Origin of the sequence: Laceyella tengchongensis (assembly GCF_900182735.1) — a bacterium.
Classification (GTDB): domain Bacteria; phylum Bacillota; class Bacilli; order Thermoactinomycetales; family Thermoactinomycetaceae; genus Laceyella; species Laceyella tengchongensis.
Window position 1 is genome coordinate 392,866 of the sequence record NZ_FXTU01000003.1, and the last position, 18,410, is coordinate 411,275.

23 protein-coding genes and 1 tRNA gene are annotated in these 18,410 nt (G+C 50.3%); 1 reads left to right on the forward strand and 23 read right to left on the reverse strand.

Features of this window, described 5'->3' with window-relative positions:
* Window positions 1–267 precede the first annotated feature (267 nt).
* From aroB to QQZ12_RS09000, 18 genes are all read right to left on the reverse strand, one after another.
* Window positions 268–1,362 (reverse strand): 3-dehydroquinate synthase, encoded by a 1,095-nt coding sequence (aroB, locus tag QQZ12_RS08915; RefSeq protein WP_284724287.1) that lies wholly within the window; start codon window positions 1,360–1,362, stop codon window positions 268–270.
* On the reverse strand, window positions 1,362–2,522 hold the full coding sequence (aroC, locus tag QQZ12_RS08920; RefSeq protein WP_102992280.1) for a chorismate synthase: 1,161 nt from the start codon (window positions 2,520–2,522) through the stop codon (window positions 1,362–1,364). Before aroC ends, aroB begins: the two co-directional genes overlap by 1 nt.
* 214 nt (window positions 2,523–2,736) lie before the next feature.
* Window positions 2,737–2,913, reverse strand: coding sequence for a hypothetical protein (locus tag QQZ12_RS08925; protein ID WP_194830558.1), 177 nt, complete (start codon window positions 2,911–2,913; stop codon window positions 2,737–2,739).
* A 164-nt stretch (window positions 2,914–3,077) separates the two neighbouring features.
* Window positions 3,078–3,521, reverse strand: a complete 444-nt coding sequence (ndk, locus tag QQZ12_RS08930) for a nucleoside-diphosphate kinase (protein WP_102992279.1) — start codon at window positions 3,519–3,521, stop codon at window positions 3,078–3,080.
* A gap of 99 nt (window positions 3,522–3,620) precedes the next feature.
* Window positions 3,621–4,592, reverse strand: coding sequence for a polyprenyl synthetase family protein (locus QQZ12_RS08935; protein WP_102992278.1), 972 nt, complete (start codon window positions 4,590–4,592; stop codon window positions 3,621–3,623).
* Window positions 4,593–4,609: 17 nt separating this feature from the next.
* The gene (locus tag QQZ12_RS08940; RefSeq protein ID WP_102992277.1) at window positions 4,610–5,455 is read right to left on the reverse strand and encodes a menaquinone biosynthetic enzyme MqnA/MqnD family protein; all 846 of its coding nucleotides are present in this window, start codon (window positions 5,453–5,455) and stop codon (window positions 4,610–4,612) included.
* On the reverse strand, window positions 5,452–6,051 hold the full coding sequence (locus tag QQZ12_RS08945) for a UbiX family flavin prenyltransferase (protein ID WP_022738464.1): 600 nt from the start codon (window positions 6,049–6,051) through the stop codon (window positions 5,452–5,454). The genes QQZ12_RS08940 and QQZ12_RS08945 overlap by 4 nt, the downstream gene beginning before the upstream one ends.
* Window positions 6,048–6,917 carry a UbiA-like polyprenyltransferase gene (locus tag QQZ12_RS08950; RefSeq protein ID WP_022738463.1) on the reverse strand — a complete coding sequence of 290 codons (870 nt, stop codon included), beginning with the start codon at window positions 6,915–6,917 and terminating at the stop codon, window positions 6,048–6,050. The genes QQZ12_RS08945 and QQZ12_RS08950 overlap by 4 nt, the downstream gene beginning before the upstream one ends.
* Window positions 6,918–6,936: 19 nt before the next feature.
* Window positions 6,937–7,662, reverse strand: a complete 726-nt coding sequence (locus QQZ12_RS08955) for a demethylmenaquinone methyltransferase (RefSeq protein ID WP_102992276.1) — start codon at window positions 7,660–7,662, stop codon at window positions 6,937–6,939.
* A 34-nt stretch (window positions 7,663–7,696) separates the two neighbouring features.
* Window positions 7,697–8,416: a heptaprenyl diphosphate synthase component 1 gene (locus QQZ12_RS08960; protein ID WP_022738460.1), complete on the reverse strand. Its 720-nt coding sequence runs from the start codon at window positions 8,414–8,416 to the stop codon at window positions 7,697–7,699.
* A gap of 209 nt (window positions 8,417–8,625) precedes the next feature.
* Window positions 8,626–8,784, reverse strand: a complete 159-nt coding sequence (locus QQZ12_RS08965; RefSeq protein ID WP_022738459.1) for a hypothetical protein — start codon at window positions 8,782–8,784, stop codon at window positions 8,626–8,628.
* 190 nt (window positions 8,785–8,974) lie between these two features.
* Window positions 8,975–9,190 (reverse strand): trp RNA-binding attenuation protein MtrB, encoded by a 216-nt coding sequence (mtrB, locus tag QQZ12_RS08970; protein ID WP_022738457.1) that lies wholly within the window; start codon window positions 9,188–9,190, stop codon window positions 8,975–8,977.
* A gap of 103 nt (window positions 9,191–9,293) precedes the next feature.
* A tRNA-Pro gene (locus tag QQZ12_RS08975) sits at window positions 9,294–9,370 on the reverse strand.
* Between the two features lie 78 nt (window positions 9,371–9,448).
* Window positions 9,449–10,012 carry a GTP cyclohydrolase I FolE gene (gene folE, locus QQZ12_RS08980; protein WP_022738456.1) on the reverse strand — a complete coding sequence of 188 codons (564 nt, stop codon included), beginning with the start codon at window positions 10,010–10,012 and terminating at the stop codon, window positions 9,449–9,451.
* A gap of 156 nt (window positions 10,013–10,168) precedes the next feature.
* Complete coding sequence (locus QQZ12_RS08985) at window positions 10,169–10,444, reverse strand: HU family DNA-binding protein (RefSeq protein WP_022738455.1); 276 nt, start codon at window positions 10,442–10,444, stop codon at window positions 10,169–10,171.
* Between the two features lie 173 nt (window positions 10,445–10,617).
* Window positions 10,618–12,096, reverse strand: a complete 1,479-nt coding sequence (gene spoIVA / locus QQZ12_RS08990; protein WP_102992273.1) for a stage IV sporulation protein A — start codon at window positions 12,094–12,096, stop codon at window positions 10,618–10,620.
* Between the two features lie 153 nt (window positions 12,097–12,249).
* Window positions 12,250–12,414 carry a hypothetical protein gene (locus QQZ12_RS08995; RefSeq protein WP_189319017.1) on the reverse strand — a complete coding sequence of 55 codons (165 nt, stop codon included), beginning with the start codon at window positions 12,412–12,414 and terminating at the stop codon, window positions 12,250–12,252.
* A gap of 91 nt (window positions 12,415–12,505) precedes the next feature.
* Window positions 12,506–13,240 carry a DUF3939 domain-containing protein gene (locus QQZ12_RS09000; protein ID WP_102992272.1) on the reverse strand — a complete coding sequence of 245 codons (735 nt, stop codon included), beginning with the start codon at window positions 13,238–13,240 and terminating at the stop codon, window positions 12,506–12,508.
* Window positions 13,241–13,552: 312 nt separating this feature from the next.
* On the opposite strand from QQZ12_RS09000, the gene QQZ12_RS09005 reads away from it, so the two are divergent.
* Window positions 13,553–14,077 carry a hypothetical protein gene (locus QQZ12_RS09005; RefSeq protein ID WP_102992271.1) on the forward strand — a complete coding sequence of 175 codons (525 nt, stop codon included), beginning with the start codon at window positions 13,553–13,555 and terminating at the stop codon, window positions 14,075–14,077.
* A 159-nt stretch (window positions 14,078–14,236) separates the two neighbouring features.
* On the opposite strand, the gene QQZ12_RS09010 is transcribed toward QQZ12_RS09005, so the two are convergent.
* The 5 genes from QQZ12_RS09010 to QQZ12_RS09030 all read right to left on the reverse strand — a co-directional run bounded on the left by QQZ12_RS09010 (window position 14,237) and on the right by QQZ12_RS09030 (window position 18,405).
* Window positions 14,237–15,262, reverse strand: a complete 1,026-nt coding sequence (locus tag QQZ12_RS09010; RefSeq protein ID WP_102992270.1) for an NAD(P)H-dependent glycerol-3-phosphate dehydrogenase — start codon at window positions 15,260–15,262, stop codon at window positions 14,237–14,239.
* Window positions 15,263–15,284: 22 nt separating this feature from the next.
* Complete coding sequence (plsY, locus tag QQZ12_RS09015; protein ID WP_416332408.1) at window positions 15,285–15,887, reverse strand: glycerol-3-phosphate 1-O-acyltransferase PlsY; 603 nt, start codon at window positions 15,885–15,887, stop codon at window positions 15,285–15,287.
* A gap of 26 nt (window positions 15,888–15,913) precedes the next feature.
* The gene (gene der, locus QQZ12_RS09020) at window positions 15,914–17,227 is read right to left on the reverse strand and encodes a ribosome biogenesis GTPase Der (RefSeq protein ID WP_284724288.1); all 1,314 of its coding nucleotides are present in this window, start codon (window positions 17,225–17,227) and stop codon (window positions 15,914–15,916) included.
* Between the two features lie 90 nt (window positions 17,228–17,317).
* Window positions 17,318–17,500: a capping complex subunit for YIEGIA gene (locus QQZ12_RS09025; protein ID WP_284724289.1), complete on the reverse strand. Its 183-nt coding sequence runs from the start codon at window positions 17,498–17,500 to the stop codon at window positions 17,318–17,320.
* Complete coding sequence (locus QQZ12_RS09030; protein WP_284724290.1) at window positions 17,497–18,405, reverse strand: YIEGIA family protein; 909 nt, start codon at window positions 18,403–18,405, stop codon at window positions 17,497–17,499. The genes QQZ12_RS09025 and QQZ12_RS09030 overlap by 4 nt, the downstream gene beginning before the upstream one ends.
* Window positions 18,406–18,410: the final 5 nt, after the last annotated feature.

An 18,410-nucleotide genomic window follows, 5' to 3' on the forward strand; every position in this document is an offset into this window, starting at 1 on the left:
AAGGGAGAAAAGGATATAGAGGGGGTGTAACACAAATAAAAAAGCCAAAGCATGCGAGCTCTGACTGAAGTCATCATATTCTTCATCATCTGGCTCAGCTCAACTACGCTATATCCTATTCTCCACTCAACTCTGCTCTCAACTAACTCATAAATCCACTCAAACTAACCTGATCTTATCAAGACTTTATCCGAGTTCCCACAGAATGTCAACCCACGTCGAAAAAAAGGACGGGCCTCTTTAATGAACGGCCGGTCCTTTTTTCATTTACTGCGTAGAAATCTCCTTCAATGTTTGAACGATTTCGGCTTCCTCGATTCCACGCACCATCTCTACCTGTCCCAACTTGCGCGACAAAACAAAAGTATACTGGCCACCGCGCGCTTTCTTATCCTTTTTCATCGCCTCTAACAGCGCAGGCAACGGCCAATTTTCCGCATACCGGATCGGCAAGCGCAAGCGGCGGAGCAACTGTTCCGTCCGATCGACCAATTCGCCCGGTGCGCCCAGCAAACGGACACTTAATCGCGACGCGCCAGCCATGCCGATCGCTACTGCTTCACCGTGAGTGTACACACGATACCCCGAAACCGCCTCCAACGCATGGCCGATGGTATGTCCATAATTGAGGATCGAACGGATGCCCAATTCTTTCTCATCCTGCGACACCACGGCGGATTTCACCTCGCAACCGCGAAAAATTGCTTCCGTCAGACGCTCGGGGGACAGCGCAAGCAATTCCTCGGCATGGGCTTCCAACCACTCCACAAAGGAGACATCCCAGATCAGTGCGTGCTTCGCCACTTCCGCCAGTCCGGAATGCACTTGGCGCGCTGGCAACGAGCGCAACACATCGACATCAAAAACGACCATCAGCGGTTGGTGAAATGCCCCGATATAATTCTTACCCAACGCATGATTGACACCTACTTTCCCTCCCACGCTACTGTCATGCGCCAACAAGGTGGTCGGCAACTGGATGAAAGGGATGCCCCGCATATAGGTGGCCGCAACAAACCCGGCCAAATCCCCCACCACACCGCCTCCCAAAGCCAGCACAACGCTACTGCGGTCAAGGCCGAACTGCAAGCAATCACCAATCACTCGCTCAACCACGCTTAAGTTTTTGCTCTCTTCGCCGGCGGGAAAAACCGTCATCCCCACCTGATACCCTTCCGCACGCAATGACGCTTGGAGCGATTGGCCATACAAGGGAGCGACAGAGCTATCGGTGATCACCATCAGCTTGCGGTCCTTTTCTACACCCACTTCCTTCATTAGGCGAGGCAACATCTGGTAAGTGCCACGGCCGATATGAATGGAGTAACACTGATTAGACGTGTTCACCGTCAAAGTGCGCATCAGAATCTCAACACCCTTTCACGGTAACGATTCAGTTGTTCTTTCAACTCATCCAATGTATCGGCTGGAAACTTCTCAAGTAGCGCACAGGCAATTTCCCACGCCACAACATTTTCCGCCACGACACACGCCGCGGGAACAGCACAGCTGTCCGACCGCTCAATGCTAGCGGCAAAAGGCTCTTTGCTATCGATATCCACACTATTCAGCGGCTTGTATAGGGTGGGAATGGGCTTCATCACCCCGCGAACGACAATTGGCTCTCCTGTGGTCATCCCGCCTTCAAAGCCGCCCAATCGATTGGTGCGGCGAGTGAAACCGGTCGCTTCCGACCATTCGATTTCGTCATGTACTTCGGAGCCTGGGCGGCGGGCCGCCTCAAAGCCAATACCGAACTCAACCCCCTTAAAGGCGTTGATACTCACAATCGCTTGCGCAATGCGCGCGTCCAATTTGCGATCCCAATGCACGTGGCTACCTAGCCCCACCGGGACACCTTCCACGATGACCTCCACGATGCCTCCAAGGGAATCGCCCTCTTTTTTGGCTTGGTCAATGAGTGCCATCATCTGTTGTTCAGCATCTGGATCCAAACAGCGCACGGGGGATTCCTCTGCACGCGCAGTCCACTCTTCCCACGGAAAATCCAAACGCTTCGCTTCGACGCTACCAATGCGTAGCACATGGCCGCCCACACGGATATCGCACGCTTCCAAGATCAACCGCGCCACGGCACCTGCAGCCACTCGCATCGTCGTCTCCCGCGCGCTGGAACGTTCTAGCACGTCACGCATATCACGGTGATCATATTTGATCGCACCGTTTAAATCGGCATGCCCGGGACGGGGCCGCGAGATTCGGCGTTTTTCTGCTTCTTCTGGAAGGGGGTCGATGCTCATCACTTTCTTCCAATGGGTCCAGTCTTTATTCTCAACCACCAACGCCACTGGGGCGCCTGTCGTCTCACCGAAACGAACGCCGGATAAAATTTGCACCTGGTCTTTCTCAATCTGCATCCGACGCCCGCGGCCATACCCTTTTTGGCGGCGCGCCAGTTGATGATCTATTTTCTTTTTGTCAAAAGGAACATGGCTTGGTAAGCCTTCCACAATCAATGTCAATTGAGGGCCGTGTGACTCTCCCGCCGTTAAATACCTCATCTCTCATCGTCCTCTCCTAATCTAAGCTCACACATTAAACAAACAATAAAAAATTTGTTAGTAATCATACCACAGTTTCGATCAGTTAAAAATAAGATTTAATAAAAATCACCCGGTTCCGCATGGAACTGGGTGATTGTAAGATCCCGACGAGCCTGTTTTCTCCACCATCACTCGCCGGGTGCCTTGTTGCGGCATGATGAGCACCTATTGCTTACTTGCCGCCCACGCTTTGCCGAACGGCATGCTCCCAACTTGGGTAATAATAAAGCGCGCTTTGCATCAAGTCGGGATCGGCTTGCTTCACCTTCTTTTTTCCGAGCGGCTGGCCGTTTTCTGTCATTTGCCTGATTTTGGCCGCCACTTCATCTACGCTGAATGGAATATCCATCTGAATTCCCCCTTTTCTAAGTTAACATCCAGTCTGGACAAAACCTTAGGGAAATAGACGGTATTTTCCATTATTTCAACCGCACCCACCGCATTTGAGAGAGATCGGCACACCGATGACAAACAAAAGCGCGGCCTATCGGCCGCGCCTCATGTCGAGGAACATTAGATCCAGCGATTGATCGTTTTTTCGTATTCGTTCACTTCTGCTTCATTGAACCACAGCGCGATTTCCCGCTCTGCGCTTGTGGGGGAATCGGAGCCATGCACGATGTTCATCGCAACATTCACGCCATAATCACCGCGAATGGTTCCCGGCAGAGCATCAGCAGGATTGGTTTTGCCCATCATTTGACGGGCAGTAGCAATCACGTTGTTCCCTTGCCACACCATCGCGAACACAGGGCCGGATGTGATAAAATCAACCAGTTCTCCAAAGAACGGTCTCTCTTTATGTTCAGCGTAATGCTCTTCAGCCAATTCACGGGAAACGGTCATCAATTTAGCACCGACTAACTGAAAACCTTTTTTCTCAAATCGAGCGACAATTTCACCAATTAGCCCACGTTGCACTCCGTCAGGCTTCACCATGATAAACGTTTTCTCCATACCCGTTGTTCCTCCACTTCATGCTATGTATCAGATCACACCGATTGGTGCATGAAAATTGTAACAGGAATGGGTTGTAAACGCAACCATCCCCATGCCTCAATAGGAACGGCGCAAAATGAATTCCGCAATCATTTGGAGAGATTCCCGTTCAGCCGTGGCGGGCAATTTTTCCAGACAGCTAAAAGCTTTGTCCATATACCTGCGCGACAAGTCCATGGTATATTCAATCCCACCACTGGTCCGAATCATATCGAGAATCTCTTTAAGCGATCCCGACTCCCCTTTGGAACGCAGGTAAGTGAAAATCGCCTGCCTGACTTCCTCAGAGCCCTGGTTCAGCGCATAGATGACCGGCAATGTCACATTGCCTTGCTCCAGATCGCTTCCGGCGGGCTTACCCAACGTTTTCTCATCCCCCATGAAATCTAGCACATCATCTGTCAACTGAAAAGCCATTCCCACGTAATAACCGTAAGCGGTAACGGCCCGTTCCAAAGCAGGGGGAACATCAGAGACCATCGCTCCCAGTTGGCAGCTGGTTGCCATAAGCAGAGCCGTCTTTCTTTTGATCCGGTGCAAATACTTTTTCAAACTCAACTCTTCGCTGAATAGATCCTCGATTTGCGCAATCTCTCCCAAGCACATGCGGACCATGGCAGTTGCCAATCTTTCCTGCACAGGATACTCCCCCAGAGCCGTCAGTTCCTTCAATGCACAGGCCAAAATGTAATCACCGGTATACATGGCAACCCGGTTGTCCCATTCTTCCTTGACCGTTTTACGGCCACGGCGGGTTTCCGCATTGTCGATCACATCGTCATGCACGAGGGTGGCCATGTGGATCAATTCCAATGCTACGGCCACTTTTTGCAACTGCTCAAATTCATAGGAACCAAACGAACCGGCCAGCAACACAAAGACGGGGCGCATCCGTTTCCCCCCCGCTTCCAACAGGTGGTTGGAGGTCTTGCGCAACATGTCGTGATCGGTGTGGATGGCACAGGCCAGCGCTCGCTCGATCTGTGCTAACTCCCTTTTTTTCTCTTCATATATTTCTTGTAGATTCATTATCCACTTCACCCTGATCAGCGCATGCCTAGACTCGCTGGTAAATCCAGCATGTGGATTTCCACATTGGATGGCAACAGTCCCAAGTCTGCAGCATAGCGGAAATAGGTTTGCAGTCCCCGCTTTTCCTTTTCGCCAAAATCGTAACAAAGGCCCTCAAAATATGCTTTCCAGAAAGCCGCATCGCCTCCCAATTGGCGCATGGCCTCCTCGATCGCGGGAGTTAAGTTCTTCCGCCCTTCCGCTTTGGCTTGCATGAAACGCAGGTAAATCTCTTCCAAATCGCTTCGGCGCGATTCAGCGATGGCACGCCTTACCGCCCAGACAGCGTAAGTCATGCTCAACCCTGTCTGCTTCATCCACTCTTCGCCTAAATCATATATCCGGTATGCTGAACCATTCCATTTGCCTTTCACCGCATCGTCGCCGATCAACAAAGCCGCATCGGCTACGTTCATCATTTCTTCCAACGATGGGGCCATGGTGACATAATTTGGACTGACCCCCGCAAATTTCTCCAGGACGATTTTCAAAAGCGCCACGGAAGAAGCCGACGTATTGGTTAATGCAATGGTTTTTCCGTCCAAGTCGTGAAGTTGATCTCCTTTGGTGAACAGAAAAATGGAGCCCACAGGGCCCATCGCACTAATCGACAAATCGGGCATCAAAACATACTCGTCAGCATGTTCGGCATAAGCAAATGCCGAGATAGGGCTCATGTCGATGTTTCCCGCCGCCATATCGCGGTTAAGCAAACTGGGCACCTGGCGGATCCACTCCACATCAAGCCCCTGATCATCAATATATTGATAGATCGGCAAGATATTGGTGAATGCGATCCTTCCGATTCGGATCGGTTTCATCGTCCACCCTCCCAACGTTGATACAATTGATGGTCAATCTTAAGCAGATCAAGCACTTTTCCGGCCACAAACCGCACCATTTCCTCGATGGAGGACGGCTGGTGATAAAATGCGGGCATCGCTGGCACGATTGAAACACCGCATCGTGATAGTTTGAGCATGTTTTCCAAATGGATTGAAGACAGTGGCGTCTCTCGCGGAACGATGATGAGCGGCTTGTTTTCCTTAATCATGACATCTGCGGCCCGCTCCAACAAATTGGTAGACAGGCCGTGAGCCAGCTTGGCCAATGACGCCATGGAACAAGGGGCGACAATCATGCCGTCTGTCTGGAAGGAACCGGAAGCGATCGTCGCGCCAATATCCTTCAATGGATGGTAGACAAGTGTGCCTGGCAGGTGTCCGTACCGTTTGGTAAAACAACGTTCCCGCTCCTGCACTTCCCATCCATGCTCTTCCATCAACACCCGCCATCCCGCTTCGGATACGACGAGATGCACAGTATGCCCCTGCCTTAAACATTCCTCTAAGATGCATAATCCATACGGGGCGCCGCTTGCTCCGGTCATCCCCAAAATCAGGCGTTTGTGACTCATAAAAACACATCCAACATCGTAAATACAAAAATCAACACGCTCAACACACCGTTCATGGTGAAGAAAGCGGTATTTAAGCGAGACAAATCATTCGGCTTCACAATGGCATGCTCATACACCAAAATGGCGATAGCAATCAACGCCCCCACCGTATACCACGCGCCGAGCGAAGTCATGTAGACGAGCGCTATCAAGCCCACAGCGGTGCACACGTGCATCAATCCCGAAATCCACAACGCAGGCGCGATGCCAAATCTAGCGGGAATGGAGAACAGCCGCTCCTCTCGGTCAAACTTCACATCTTGACAAGCGTAAATTACATCAAATCCACCAATCCACAACGCCACAGTGAGATATAGGACAATTGATGTCACATCGATTTGCGCTGTCGTCGCTACCCAGCCACCGATGGCCCCCAATGCGCTCGACAGGCCGCAGAAAAAGTGGCATGTCCAAGTGAAGCGCTTGGTGTATGAATAAAACATCAGAAAAAACACAGCCAACGGCAAACATTTGACCGCCAACATATTTAATTGGAATGCGGCCACAAACAACATAGCGAATGAAACGACGACAAACCCCCATACAAACGGGACAGAAACCAACCCTGCTGGAATGGCCCGATTTTTGGTGCGGGGGTTTTTCGCGTCGATATGTCGGTCAATCAAACGGTTCAAAGCCATTGCGGCACTGCGCGCGCCCACCATCGCCAATGTGATCCAACCAATTTCCGCCCAACTCGGAAGAACCCCGCGCACTTCCAAACTGCCGAGAACGGCTCCCATATAAGCGAAGGGCAGGGCAAAAATGGTATGTTCAAACTTAATCATCTCTAATACAACTTTCAACTTATGCACCAAGTTCATCCTACCATCTTCCTTCGTTTCATCTCTCATTGGCCGGCTTTCGCCCGACGTGCAACGCCGTGATGCCACCCGTGAGCGGGTACACCTCGACTTCGTCCAACCCGACTTCTTCCCTCATGATCCGCGCCAGCTCCTCATAGTCAGGAAAATGGATCAAGGATTCCGGCAACCAGCGGTATTGTTCATACCGATTGGCGAAGAGCTTGCCCAACCACGGCAAGATACGCTCAAAATAAAAGTAATACAACGCGCGAAACGGGGGCCATGTCGGTTTGGACAACTCCAGAGATACCACTTGTCCCCCCGGTTTGACAACCCGTTTCATCTCTTTGAGCACCTGCACCACATCTGGCACATTACGAAGGGCGAACCCGATGGTGGCGTGGTCAAAGCTGTTGTCCGGAAACGGCAATTGCATTGCATCTCCCCGCACTAATTCAACCTGTTGCCTCAGCCCTTTTTCAGACAATTTCCGCTCCGCCACTTGCAACATATTGTCGCTAAAATCCAGGCCGACCACCCGACCCGTTTGCGAAGCGTTCGCCAGCGATATCGTCCAATCCCCCGTGCCGCAGCAGACGTCGATCGCCGTGTCGCCCGGTTTCACAGCCATTTTTTTCATGGCAAACTTGCGCCAGCGCTTGTGCTGATAAAAGCTCAACAAGGTGTTCATGCGGTCATAATCTTTGGCGATGCTTTCAAATACCTGCAAAACAAATTTCGCTTTCTCTGACTTATCTCTCATGGTCTTGTCCACTCCCTTTCACCGCTCAATTGCTTCAAGTGAAAGGCATTGCCTCTCTAATAAGAATGTTGAGCTCATCTTTAACGAGATCATCCTCCAGCTTAGCGGTGGCCTCGTTAAGGCGTTGCGAAGCGCTTTGAACCCACGCGGCCTCGGCCTCCGTATCAAACAAGTAGCCGCTGTCCTTGATGTGGCGGAGCACCATCAATTCCTTCACGATGTCACGCCACGGCGTTGGCTCGGGCTGATCCGCATGAAAAAAATCGGCTAGCGCCACCAAAAGACCACCCGATATTTCCCGCATCTGCTCCCATTCTTCCACCTTTGAAGCGAACGTTTCTTGTGCCATGTGAAAAGTCATTTTCTTTTCGTTCATTCGGCCAATCGCTTCCAACAGAAAGGCTAGCCCCTCCGTCTCTTGATGTTTGGCCAGCTGTTGGTAAAAGATGCTGCTGAAATAATCTCCAGCCAGAACGTATAATTGCTGTTTGCGATGCGCGTCTGGTTCGGGCTGCGAATCGACCGTGACGCGATCATGCATCACTTGCCCCATATCAAGCAAGGTGACCGCAACTGCATAGATTCGCGCCCGTTCTTCAGGCACATGCAACGATTTTAACATCAATTGCAAAACGCGCACAAAAAAAACAGGGATCGTGGGTCTCCCAATGATTTGTTTCAGATACGAAGGCGTGGACAAACCGTCAATCGCATCGATGATCCAGTTCAATTCTTCTTTATGTATGGACGACATGCAAACGTTCCCCCAAAAACCATAGAGTTCAGGCACTGCGAATAGTATACCATACTTTTAATTGGGATAGATGCTTCCATTGTTTTCCCTATTCTCTAATTGTTTGCTGAACGTTGACTGTGGTCAACTTTTCCAGTCTCCTTTCGCACCAAAGCCCCGCCGGCGCCCAGCGGTGGCTTTGCTGACACGCGACCGTTTTTTTGCTTCGATCAGCGCTCCAAGTGAGGTTTTCGAAAGTGGACAAGCAACCGCAGTCGATGCACATTGTCGTCCTGGTTGAACCAACGATCGGGCGTGCGAAAACGCGAGTGGAGCACACCACCGACGCGGCCGACACGTGGAAGCGCCAACGTCCGCACAACATGCATACACGCTTCCTCCCTCCCTTTATCACCTTTGCAAAAGGAAGAGAAGAAACAAGCTCCCTAGGGTGTGTCTGGCAAATCAAGTTGGTAGGGAAGAAGCAGCGGAAAAAGCTTTTCTCGAGGAGCGCCTCGCCACGCGTGAAGCGAATGAAAAAATGGTTTTGGAGCCGCTAGCCTATTCATCAGACACGCTCTAGTCCGTATCCACGGAGCCAAAAGGCGTGATAATCGTCGCCTTGCCACGCACCTTCACCGCCGATGTATGTTCGGTGAATTGCGCGACCATGACTTCGCCTTTATCCAGTTTCTCTGAATGATGAAAACGAGTGTCCTTTCCCCGGGTAAGACCGATGACGTTGACACCGTTTTCTTTCGCTTTAATCAATATATAGTCAGCGGATCCATTCATCCTTTATCCCTCCTCGTCCTATTCTATCCGTCATGATAGTTTAACATGGAACTTTGCGCTTGATGCAATAAAAAAGACCCTTCCATGAGGAAGGGTCTTTATATGGTCGGGCTAGCCAGATTTGAACTGACGACCTCTTGCGCCCCATGCAAGCGCGCTACCAAGCTGCGCCATAGCCCGATAACTATGTGATTGCGCATCGACAAGTATTAGTATATTACACGCTTGCATATGTGTCAAGGATCTTTTTTTATTTTTTTATTTTAATCCAATCAAGCTGAGCGCCTCTGCTCTGGCCGCCGAATCTTCAGCAAACACGCCACGTACCGCCGATGTGATCGTTTTGGACCCCGGTTTTTTCACACCCCGCATAGTCATGCACATATGCTCCGCTTCCACAACGACGATCACCCCGTGCGGGTCCAATTTTTCCATGATTGAATCAGCTACCGTGGCTGTAATCCGCTCTTGCAATTGCGGGCGTCTGGCTACTGTTTCAAGCGCTCTCGCCAATTTGCTCAATCCTGTGACCCGTCCTCCACGCGGTATGTAGCCCACATGAGCCTTGCCGAAGAAAGGAACCAAATGGTGCTCACAAGTGGAGAAGAATGGGATGTCTTTGACAAGCACCAGCTCTTCATGATCTTCTCCAAACACCACTGAAAAATGCTCTTTGGGATCTTCGTTCAAACCCGAAAAAATTTCAGCATACATGCGTGCCACACGGGCCGGTGTATCTAATAAACCTTCGCGGTTTGGGTCTTCGCCGATCGCTTCCAAAATCATGCGCACCGCGTCCTCAATTTTGCGATGATCGATCATTGCTGTTCCTCCATCCAAATAACATCTGCTTAGTTATATTCTCAACAACTGTAAACAGCTATATTATATCACAATCCCCCAGCGAAAAAAGAAAAAGGAAAAAGGCCTCGATTTAGAGGCCTTTTTAGCAGGTCATCCTTATGTACTTCGTCCTGCTTATTTGTTCACTTCTTCTTTCAGCTGCTTACCTGGTTTGAAAACAGGTGCTTTGGTTGCAGGAATATCGATTTCTTCACCTGTTTGCGGGTTGCGACCTTTGCGAGCCGCACGCTCACGCACTTCGAAGTTACCGAAGCCGATGAGTTGCACTTTGTCACCCGTGCGCAGAGCTTCAGTGATCGCTTCAAATACAGCTTCCACAGATTTTGCAGCGTCTTTTTTCGTCATTTCAGTAGCTTCTGCCACTTTATTAATTAGTTCGGTCTTATTCATAACCGCACCTCCTAAAACATCCACAGCTATCGCATTAAGCGATCCGCGAAAGAAGATTCTTTGCGCGGGACAATCCTATACTAATATAGACTTATGGGAAGTTCAAGAGAATCTTTGCGATTTCTCTGTTTGGAAACAAAAAAAGCGCTTTTTCAGCGCTTGTGATCGAATATTTACAAGATTATGGCGATCAATCCGCCCGACCCTTCGTTGATGATTCGTTCCAACGTTTCTTGCAGTTTATACCGCGCATTCTCCGGCATCATCGCCAATTTAGCTTGGATGCTCTCCCGAACGACTTGGTTGAGTGAACGGCCGAAAATGTCTGTTTCCCAAATGCTGTGTGGATCTTGTTCAAAATCGCGCATCAGGTAGTTTAAGAGCTCCTCGCTCTGTCTTTCTGAACCAATGATAGGTGCAAACTCAGAATGCACATTGACGCGAATCATATGGATGGACGGTGCCGTCGCCTTGAGCCTTACGCCAAACCGGCTCCCCTGTTTGATCAGCTCCGGCTCATCCAGGGTCATCTCTTCCAAAGCTGGCGGCGCCACGCCATAGCCTGTTGTGCGCACCATCTTAATCGCATCCGACACTTTGTCGTATTCCCGCTTGGCGATGCTGAATTCTTGCATCAATTCTAACAAGTGATCTTTGCCGCGGATTTCAACGCCCACCACATCTTGCAACACCCGGTCATACAAAGCGTCTGGCGCGTACAAATCGATTTCGGCGATCCCTTGCCCCATGTCCATCCCGGACAAAGCTGCTTTCTCAATGAATTCGTAATCGTAAAATTGGCCGACTACCCGATCGACATCGCGCAAGCGTTTGATATCTTTCACCGTCTCCCGCACGGAATTTTCGAAGTCCCGCCGCAACCAATGCTCTTCATCTAACACCATGACCCAGCTTGGCAGATTGACGTTCACTTCGTGGACTGGGAATTCATACAACACTTCTCGCATGATGCTAAGTATGTCCTCTTCGCTCATCGTCGCCACACTGACGGGCAAAACAGGGATATCGTATTTCTCCACCAGTTCTGCCCGCAGCTGTTGCGCCTGTTCGCCGTAGGGACGGGTCGAGTTCAACAGCAAGATGAACGGTTTACCCACTTCTTTCAATTCATTGATCACGCGCTCTTCCACTTCTTGATAAGATTCGCGCGGTATATCGGTGATTGAGCCGTCCGTGGTGATGACGATCCCCACGGTGGAGTGTTCCTGGATCACTTTTCTAGTGCCGACTTCTGCCGCTTCCTGAAACGGAATCGGCTCTTCAAACCAAGGCGTGCTAATCATGCGCGGTCCGTTTTCATCTTCATAGCCTTTGGCGCCATCAATCGCGTAACCGACACAATCAACCAGCCGGATATTGACGTCCAACCCCTCATCGACGTGTATTTGAACCGCTTGGTTTGGCACGAATTTGGGTTCGATCGTTGTGATCGTTTTCCCCGCGCCGCTGTGAGGCAATTCATCTGTTGCCCGCGAACGGTCGGCTTCATTCTCAATGTTGGGAATCACTACCTGTTCCATAAACCGTTTGATAAATGTTGATTTACCGGTGCGCACCGCACCGACCACACCCAGGTAGATGTCTCCTCCTGTCCGTTCTGCAATATCTTTCAAGATATCTACTTTCTCCACGAAAGTCCCTCCTTCAAAATCGCCCTCTTTTCTGGATCTGTCGCCGGTGCGAAGGCTATCCCCCCTCCGGACCCTTCCTTTGACACTACTAATATATGAATGCCTTTTCCCAATATGAATCTTTGCCTAAAAAAATAGAGTCGCCGAGGGTAGTTATCCCGTTTTGGTTCTTTTTTTCACCTTCCCACGCACAGGAGAGGATTTGCCTTTCACTAACATCGTCCGCGTCCGGAAGCCCGCCACCTTGACTGATCCTGTAAGATGGCCCAACAAGAAAATGCCTGGTATGACAATGAGATGAAACCATAAACTCGTCATTGTTTGATTCCACCCCTTTAACAACACTTGTCATTCCATAAATATGTGGCTACAGGTCAGAAATTCATGAAAAGAAAAAATCGCCCTGGCTTCAAGGCGATTTTTTCTCTGTTCCTTCACTTGGAACAATCAATTCTGGCATGTTTTTATTCATTTTCATCATCGGTGAATATCCTGGTACAAAATAAGAGTCCTGCGCCAGCCACACGCGCAGATCTTCCTCCGCTGACGGCTTTTCTTTGGCTTGTTGCCATTTTTTCATAACTTCGCTACGGTAATCCACATAGACCCGCCCGTGTTCATCCATGATCAAGTCCAGCTGTGTGTCCGGAGAATACGGACTGGGCACTTGCACGCTATCTAGATTTAACTGCTCCAAGTCAACCTTGTAAAAACCAGGGCTCACAGCTTCACCTCGTGGATATTTACCCTCTTTCGCTTTAAACCCATTGACAGCCAATTGCACTTTGTCTACGGCATCGTGGGTACGCAGATCAAATAAGCGAACCAACGGTTTGGTGTCCACATTGGTCATCACATAAATGAAGTACCCGCCTTTCTCGAACGCAGAAGGCGGAATTTCCCCCAAATACCCTTGTATCTGCATAAAGTCCACCTGATAATGCGTCGAATATTTCACATCGTCTTGGCTGTATTTATACGGCAACATTTTTTGCTGCTTCAAATATGTATCCACCGCCGCCTGAACACGTGCAAGATGCTGATCCAGCTTGTCCCATTCTTGTCTTCGTTCTTGCGGATACAGGCACCCCGTCAACAGCGTGCAAAACAGCAAGAGGATCGCCAAGCCACTCCAGCGTCGCATTTCCATTCCTCCATCACATGAACATTCTCAGGATAAACAGCAGAGCCACAATCAATAAAATCAATGAGACAGACGACAGAAGCCATCTCACCCAAGCTCTTTTTTGCTGTCTGCCCAACGTCATCAATAAATTAATCAGAACCAATAAAAATAAACTCACACCCAATTCCATTTCATTTCCACCCCTTGTCTTCATCATTACAGTATAGCAAATCCACATCTGCCTACCAAGCAGTCGGGCAGGTGCCCTGCTTCACCGACGGGCACCTGCATACGATAAATAGACTCTAGCCTGAAATGGAGGATTTCCCTATGAGCGTCAAAAAGAAGAAGAAACCGCAAAGTCATAAAAAAGCTGTCAAAAAACAAACAAAACCAAACACCACCTTGGCTAAACCGCTTGAAGAAACCATGCCTCCCCTTGTCTTTCCCCAACTGAGTTCGTTAAGCATCGCCCGCATTTTGAGCGGATTCATGAAGTTCCGCTCCACCGTCAAAGATTTGAGCCAATCCATCCAGCGGGTAGAAAACGTAATGGATCATGCTTATCAAATGTTTGAAATCGCCACCAAAATGATGGCCCATACCAAACAACGCGGTGGGTTTCCAGCACTGCCTGGCGAAAAGCGTCCCCCATCCACCTTAGACCAAGATATTCCGGTTATCAATCTCCCCTTTGACGATGATCCGCCGAACGGGTTACCAGGGCAACAGCCCCCGTTCCAATTGGGCAACATCTTGAGCTTATTGCAATCGCCACTCATTCAACGCTTCATCGCAAGCCTTTTTCGCCCATCGCAACCGACCGCAGCCAGTTATAAAAATCGAGAGGGGTAATGCTGAATCAGCATTACCCCTCTCTTTCGTGACCAATCCCTTTCACCTGCACACATCCCTGACCCCGATTCTTGTGCTCAAGTTTATGGATATTGGTTGAAGCTATTACAGAGTATGAAGTAAGCAAAAACCTTGCAACAGGGAAAGCGCCCAAAATGGCTACCAGCCGCCGATAATTTCTTCCAGCTCCTGCGTGCGCCCCCGTCCCATCAGCTCTTTCACGGCTTGTTCCGGGTCTTTGTCAGCGAACAGCACAGAATACAACTGCTCTGCGATCGGCATTTCCACCTGATACCGCTCCTTGAGCACATACGCAGCTTTGGTGGTGCGGACGCCTTCAACGACCATGCCCATCGTAGCAAGCACCTCATCCAACTTTTTGCCTTGGCTGATCATGTGGCCGGCCCGCCAGTTACGACTGTGACTACTGGTGCAAGTAACCACCAAATCGCCCACGCCAGCCAGTCCGACAAAGGTGATCGGCTCAGCGCCCATCGCATGACCCAACCGGGCGATCTCTGCCAATCCCCGGGTCAGCAAAGCCGCTTTGGCGTTGTCGCCAAAGCCCAACCCGTCAACGAGTCCCGCGGACAGGGCGATGATATTTTTCAAGGCGCCCCCCACTTCTACCCCGATCACATCGGGATTGGTATACACTCGAAAATATGTGTTCATAAACAACATCTGCGCCTGTTCGGCCGCTTGCGCCGACTGTGAGGCGACGACGACAGTCGTGGGGCAACGGCGAATCACTTCTTCGGCATGGCTGGGTCCGGACAACACTGTAATGCGGTCAGCGTAGCTTGCACCCAACTCCTCTGCCAGTACTTCGGACATCCGTTTCAACGAGTCAATTTCAAATCCTTTGGCCGCATGGATGACGAGCGCGTCAGCCTCTATCCAACGCCGTGCTTCACGGGCAATTTCCCTCATGGAATGCGAAGGAACCGCAAATAGCACCGCCTCTTTGCCCTTCAGCGCTTCGGACAGCGAAGAGGTGGCCCGCAAGGTTTCCGGCAATTTCACATCCGGCAAATATTTGCGGTTGGTGTGCGCTTGATCGATTTCCTGCGCCTGCTCCTCACGCCTCGCCCACAATGTCACATCATGGCCGTTGTCAGCCAAGACCGCAGCGAGAACCGTACCCCAGCTCCCCGCTCCAAGTACAGCAACTCTACCTTTCATGTGATTTCTCCCTTGTATCAATCTAAATCTTGCGTTCGTTTCCCTTAAACAGATTGATTACATTTTGTTTATGTCTCCACAGCGCCATCACAGACACGATCAACATCAACCACACCACAGCCGTGGGATAATCCAACAGCCACATCATCACGGGAACGATGGAGGTGTACACCAACGATCCGACAGATACATAGCGTGTAAACAAAATAAACAAGATAGCACAGACCCCGGCGACGACGGCTGCGGTGAAGCCGATGAGACACGTCACTCCAACCGTCGTAGCGATGCCTTTTCCTCCGCGGAATCCCAAAAAGACTGGCCAGTTATGCCCAATGATGGCGGCAATCCCGCACACCATCATCACCAATTTCACATCCGGGCTGTTGCCAGCCATCCAGTAACCAAAGCCGACTGCGGCCATCCCTTTGAGCGCGTCCAGCAAAAACACTACCAAGGCTGGCCCTTTCCCCAGCACGCGCGACGTATTCGTAGCCCCCGCATTGCCGCTACCGTAGTCACGAATGTCGACGCCCTTGAGCCATTTGGTCAACAAATAACTAAAACTAATTGAACCCAACAAATAAGAAATGACAATCGGTATCCCCCATGTTTGTAGCATTGTCATTGCCCTCTCCCCGTCTCTCAGTTTCTTTAGCTTTTCTTTCGCAACAAGATTCTAAGTGGCGTCCCTTTAAACGGAAACGCTTGCCGCAATTGGTTTTCGAGATAGCGCAAGTAGCTGAAATGCGAAAGTTCCGGGTCATTGACAAACAAGATGAAGGTAGGTGGTTTCACCGTCGCCTGGGTCACATACCGAACCCGGAACCGACGACCCCGATCCGACGGAGGTGGTGTTGTCACCATGGCGTCCTGAATCACTTGGTTCAGCACCGACGTAGGCACGCGCATTGCGTGTTGTTCAGCCACTTCATTCACTTCGGGCAACACCGTATGAATGCGACGTTTCGTTTTGGCGGAAACAAACAGGATCGGTGCGTAGTGCATAAACTGGAATTCTTCGCGAATCCTCCGCTTGAAGCGATCCATGGTTTTTTCGTCTTTTTCGACCGCATCCCATTTGTTCACCACGAAGATGGCGGCTCTTCCCGCTTCATGCGCATATCCGGCAATTTTCTTATCCTGCTCCGCGATCCCCCGTTCGCCGTCGATCACGATTAAGCACACATCAGAGCGCTCGATAGCGCGCAATGCACGGACCACACTGTATTTCTCAATCGATTCGTACACTTTTCCCCGTTTGCGAATCCCGGCCGTATCGATGAGGACATATTTTTGTCCTTCATATTCAAACGAAGTGTCGATAGCATCCCGCGTGGTTCCCGCAACAGGGCTGACAATGACCCGCTCTTCTCCCAGCAACGCATTGACAAGTGAAGATTTTCCGACGTTGGGGCGGCCGATGAGGGACACTTTGATGGTGTCTTCTTCATACTCCTCTTCTTCCCTGTCAGGAAAATGTTCCACTACTGCATCCAGCATATCGCCTGTTCCGGTTCCATGCAAGGAAGACACCGGGATCACATGCTCAAAACCCAATTGGTAAAACTCAAACACATTCTCGGTGTATTTGATGTCATCCACTTTGTTTACCATCAGAATCACTGGTTTGTTGGTGCGGTGCAAAAACCTGGCCACCTCTTCATCCGTGGTAGTGACGCCATCGCGGGCATCGGCAACGAACAAAATCACATCTGCTTCGTCAAGGGCCAATTCCACCTGATTGCGAATATGATCCATAATCTCATCGGTGTCTCCAAACTCAATGCCGCCTGTATCAATTAAGTGAAACTCACGCCCATTCCATTCGCTACGAGAATAAATCCGATCTCTAGTAATGCCTGGCTGGTCTTCCACAATCGCGATGCGTTCCCCCGCCAAGCGGTTGAAAATCGTCGACTTTCCCACATTCGGTCGTCCAACTATCGCTACTACAGGTAAGCTCATACAACATCCTCACTTTTCGCATATTCCCATATATAAGTATAAGACATACCTAATCTTAACTGAACATTGATTCTTTAAGCAACAAGCATCTTAGTGTTTCACGATAACCTTCGTGTCCAGGTCAATCTCATGCACCATCGCATCCAAAATTTTTTCGAGCAGAAACGCTTTTTTCTCCAACTCTTCCAGGGAGTCAGCCGCAAAGATAGGAGCCCCTCCTGCCACTTTGTCGGGCTGCGTGGTGATCACCGCCAATATTTTCCCTTTGCTCATGTACTTTCCCACCTTTTTCTCAATTCCTTGGGCATTTTGCTCGGTTTGCGAATGGCGCTCTCTAAGACGGGCACATTTTTAACGATCTCAACCGCTCGTTCCACATCTTTCTCTTGCGGCAACAACAGGATACCCAGCCGCCCGTCTTTCAGGTCCCGTTTGGCCAACGGAGTCAGCGCCGGTTCTCCCGTGTCGCGGTACACGCCCAAAATGGTGGACACATCATGCAAAATCGCCTGCCTTTGTCCTATATTGCCAATCGTGACCCGTCCACTTGCCCGGCGCGGCGTGACCAGGATGCCGATCCCATTCTCCAAGATGCGTTTACGGTTGTCCTCCAACCCAATATTCATCAAATAGATGTCCTGCACATACAGGCTGGCTCCTTCAATCCGGATCGGTGCGACCTCCACCTCGGCGATGTCATGAATCACTTTACCCGACATAAGAAACCCGCTCAAAAAAAGAATCGCCAAACCGACCAGCGCCCCCACCCACCAATGATGGAAAATGACGACACTAAGCGAAGTAAGAAAAGCAGCGAAGATGACGATATAATTTCTTCCTTCAAAAACCATGGCAATGCCTTCGATATAATTTTTCCCCCGGGGCACCAATTCCAGTTCATCCAAATTGGTCAACATCTGCCGTTCCATGTTGCGAACATCACGAAATTGTTGCGCGGCTACCGTCAAAAATGTGATTGCCGTGTAATCCTTTTGCATCAGAGCCGGAACAGCCACCGCGCCAAGAGCGGCAGCAATCAGACCCAAAGCCAGATGAATCACATGGCCGTGCGGGTAGGTCGGATATTGGCGGTAGTCACTCTCCAACATCCGGATTCTTGTTACGAAACCAGCCGCCACCCCCCATACCACGGCCAAGGTGTAAAGAGATAAGTTCATTTCAC

What these genes read in the sequence shown, in the direction of transcription:
- aroB (WP_284724287.1), bottom strand. Translation starts at nt 1,362, where the DNA reads ATGCGCACTTTGACGGTGAACACGTCTAATCAGTGTTACTCCATTCAT.
- aroC (WP_102992280.1), bottom strand. Translation starts at nt 2,522, where the DNA reads ATGAGGTATTTAACGGCGGGAGAGTCACACGGCCCTCAATTGACATTG.
- QQZ12_RS08925 (WP_194830558.1), bottom strand. Translation starts at nt 2,913, where the DNA reads ATGGATATTCCATTCAGCGTAGATGAAGTGGCGGCCAAAATCAGGCAA.
- ndk (WP_102992279.1), bottom strand. Translation starts at nt 3,521, where the DNA reads ATGGAGAAAACGTTTATCATGGTGAAGCCTGACGGAGTGCAACGTGGG.
- QQZ12_RS08935 (WP_102992278.1), bottom strand. Translation starts at nt 4,592, where the DNA reads ATGAATCTACAAGAAATATATGAAGAGAAAAAAAGGGAGTTAGCACAG.
- QQZ12_RS08940 (WP_102992277.1), bottom strand. Translation starts at nt 5,455, where the DNA reads ATGAAACCGATCCGAATCGGAAGGATCGCATTCACCAATATCTTGCCG.
- QQZ12_RS08945 (WP_022738464.1), bottom strand. Translation starts at nt 6,051, where the DNA reads ATGAGTCACAAACGCCTGATTTTGGGGATGACCGGAGCAAGCGGCGCC.
- QQZ12_RS08950 (WP_022738463.1), bottom strand. Translation starts at nt 6,917, where the DNA reads ATGAACTTGGTGCATAAGTTGAAAGTTGTATTAGAGATGATTAAGTTT.
- QQZ12_RS08955 (WP_102992276.1), bottom strand. Translation starts at nt 7,662, where the DNA reads ATGAGAGATAAGTCAGAGAAAGCGAAATTTGTTTTGCAGGTATTTGAA.
- QQZ12_RS08960 (WP_022738460.1), bottom strand. Translation starts at nt 8,416, where the DNA reads ATGTCGTCCATACATAAAGAAGAATTGAACTGGATCATCGATGCGATT.
- QQZ12_RS08965 (WP_022738459.1), bottom strand. Translation starts at nt 8,784, where the DNA reads ATGCATGTTGTGCGGACGTTGGCGCTTCCACGTGTCGGCCGCGTCGGT.
- mtrB (WP_022738457.1), bottom strand. Translation starts at nt 9,190, where the DNA reads ATGAATGGATCCGCTGACTATATATTGATTAAAGCGAAAGAAAACGGT.
- folE (WP_022738456.1), bottom strand. Translation starts at nt 10,012, where the DNA reads ATGATCGATCATCGCAAAATTGAGGACGCGGTGCGCATGATTTTGGAA.
- QQZ12_RS08985 (WP_022738455.1), bottom strand. Translation starts at nt 10,444, where the DNA reads ATGAATAAGACCGAACTAATTAATAAAGTGGCAGAAGCTACTGAAATG.
- QQZ12_RS08995 (WP_189319017.1), bottom strand. Translation starts at nt 12,414, where the DNA reads ATGACGAGTTTATGGTTTCATCTCATTGTCATACCAGGCATTTTCTTG.
- QQZ12_RS09000 (WP_102992272.1), bottom strand. Translation starts at nt 13,240, where the DNA reads ATGCGACGCTGGAGTGGCTTGGCGATCCTCTTGCTGTTTTGCACGCTG.
- QQZ12_RS09005 (WP_102992271.1), top strand. Translation starts at nt 13,553, where the DNA reads ATGAGCGTCAAAAAGAAGAAGAAACCGCAAAGTCATAAAAAAGCTGTC.
- QQZ12_RS09010 (WP_102992270.1), bottom strand. Translation starts at nt 15,262, where the DNA reads ATGAAAGGTAGAGTTGCTGTACTTGGAGCGGGGAGCTGGGGTACGGTT.
- plsY (WP_416332408.1), bottom strand. Translation starts at nt 15,887, where the DNA reads ATGACAATGCTACAAACATGGGGGATACCGATTGTCATTTCTTATTTG.
- der (WP_284724288.1), bottom strand. Translation starts at nt 17,227, where the DNA reads ATGAGCTTACCTGTAGTAGCGATAGTTGGACGACCGAATGTGGGAAAG.
- QQZ12_RS09025 (WP_284724289.1), bottom strand. Translation starts at nt 17,500, where the DNA reads ATGAGCAAAGGGAAAATATTGGCGGTGATCACCACGCAGCCCGACAAA.
- QQZ12_RS09030 (WP_284724290.1), bottom strand. Translation starts at nt 18,405, where the DNA reads ATGAACTTATCTCTTTACACCTTGGCCGTGGTATGGGGGGTGGCGGCT.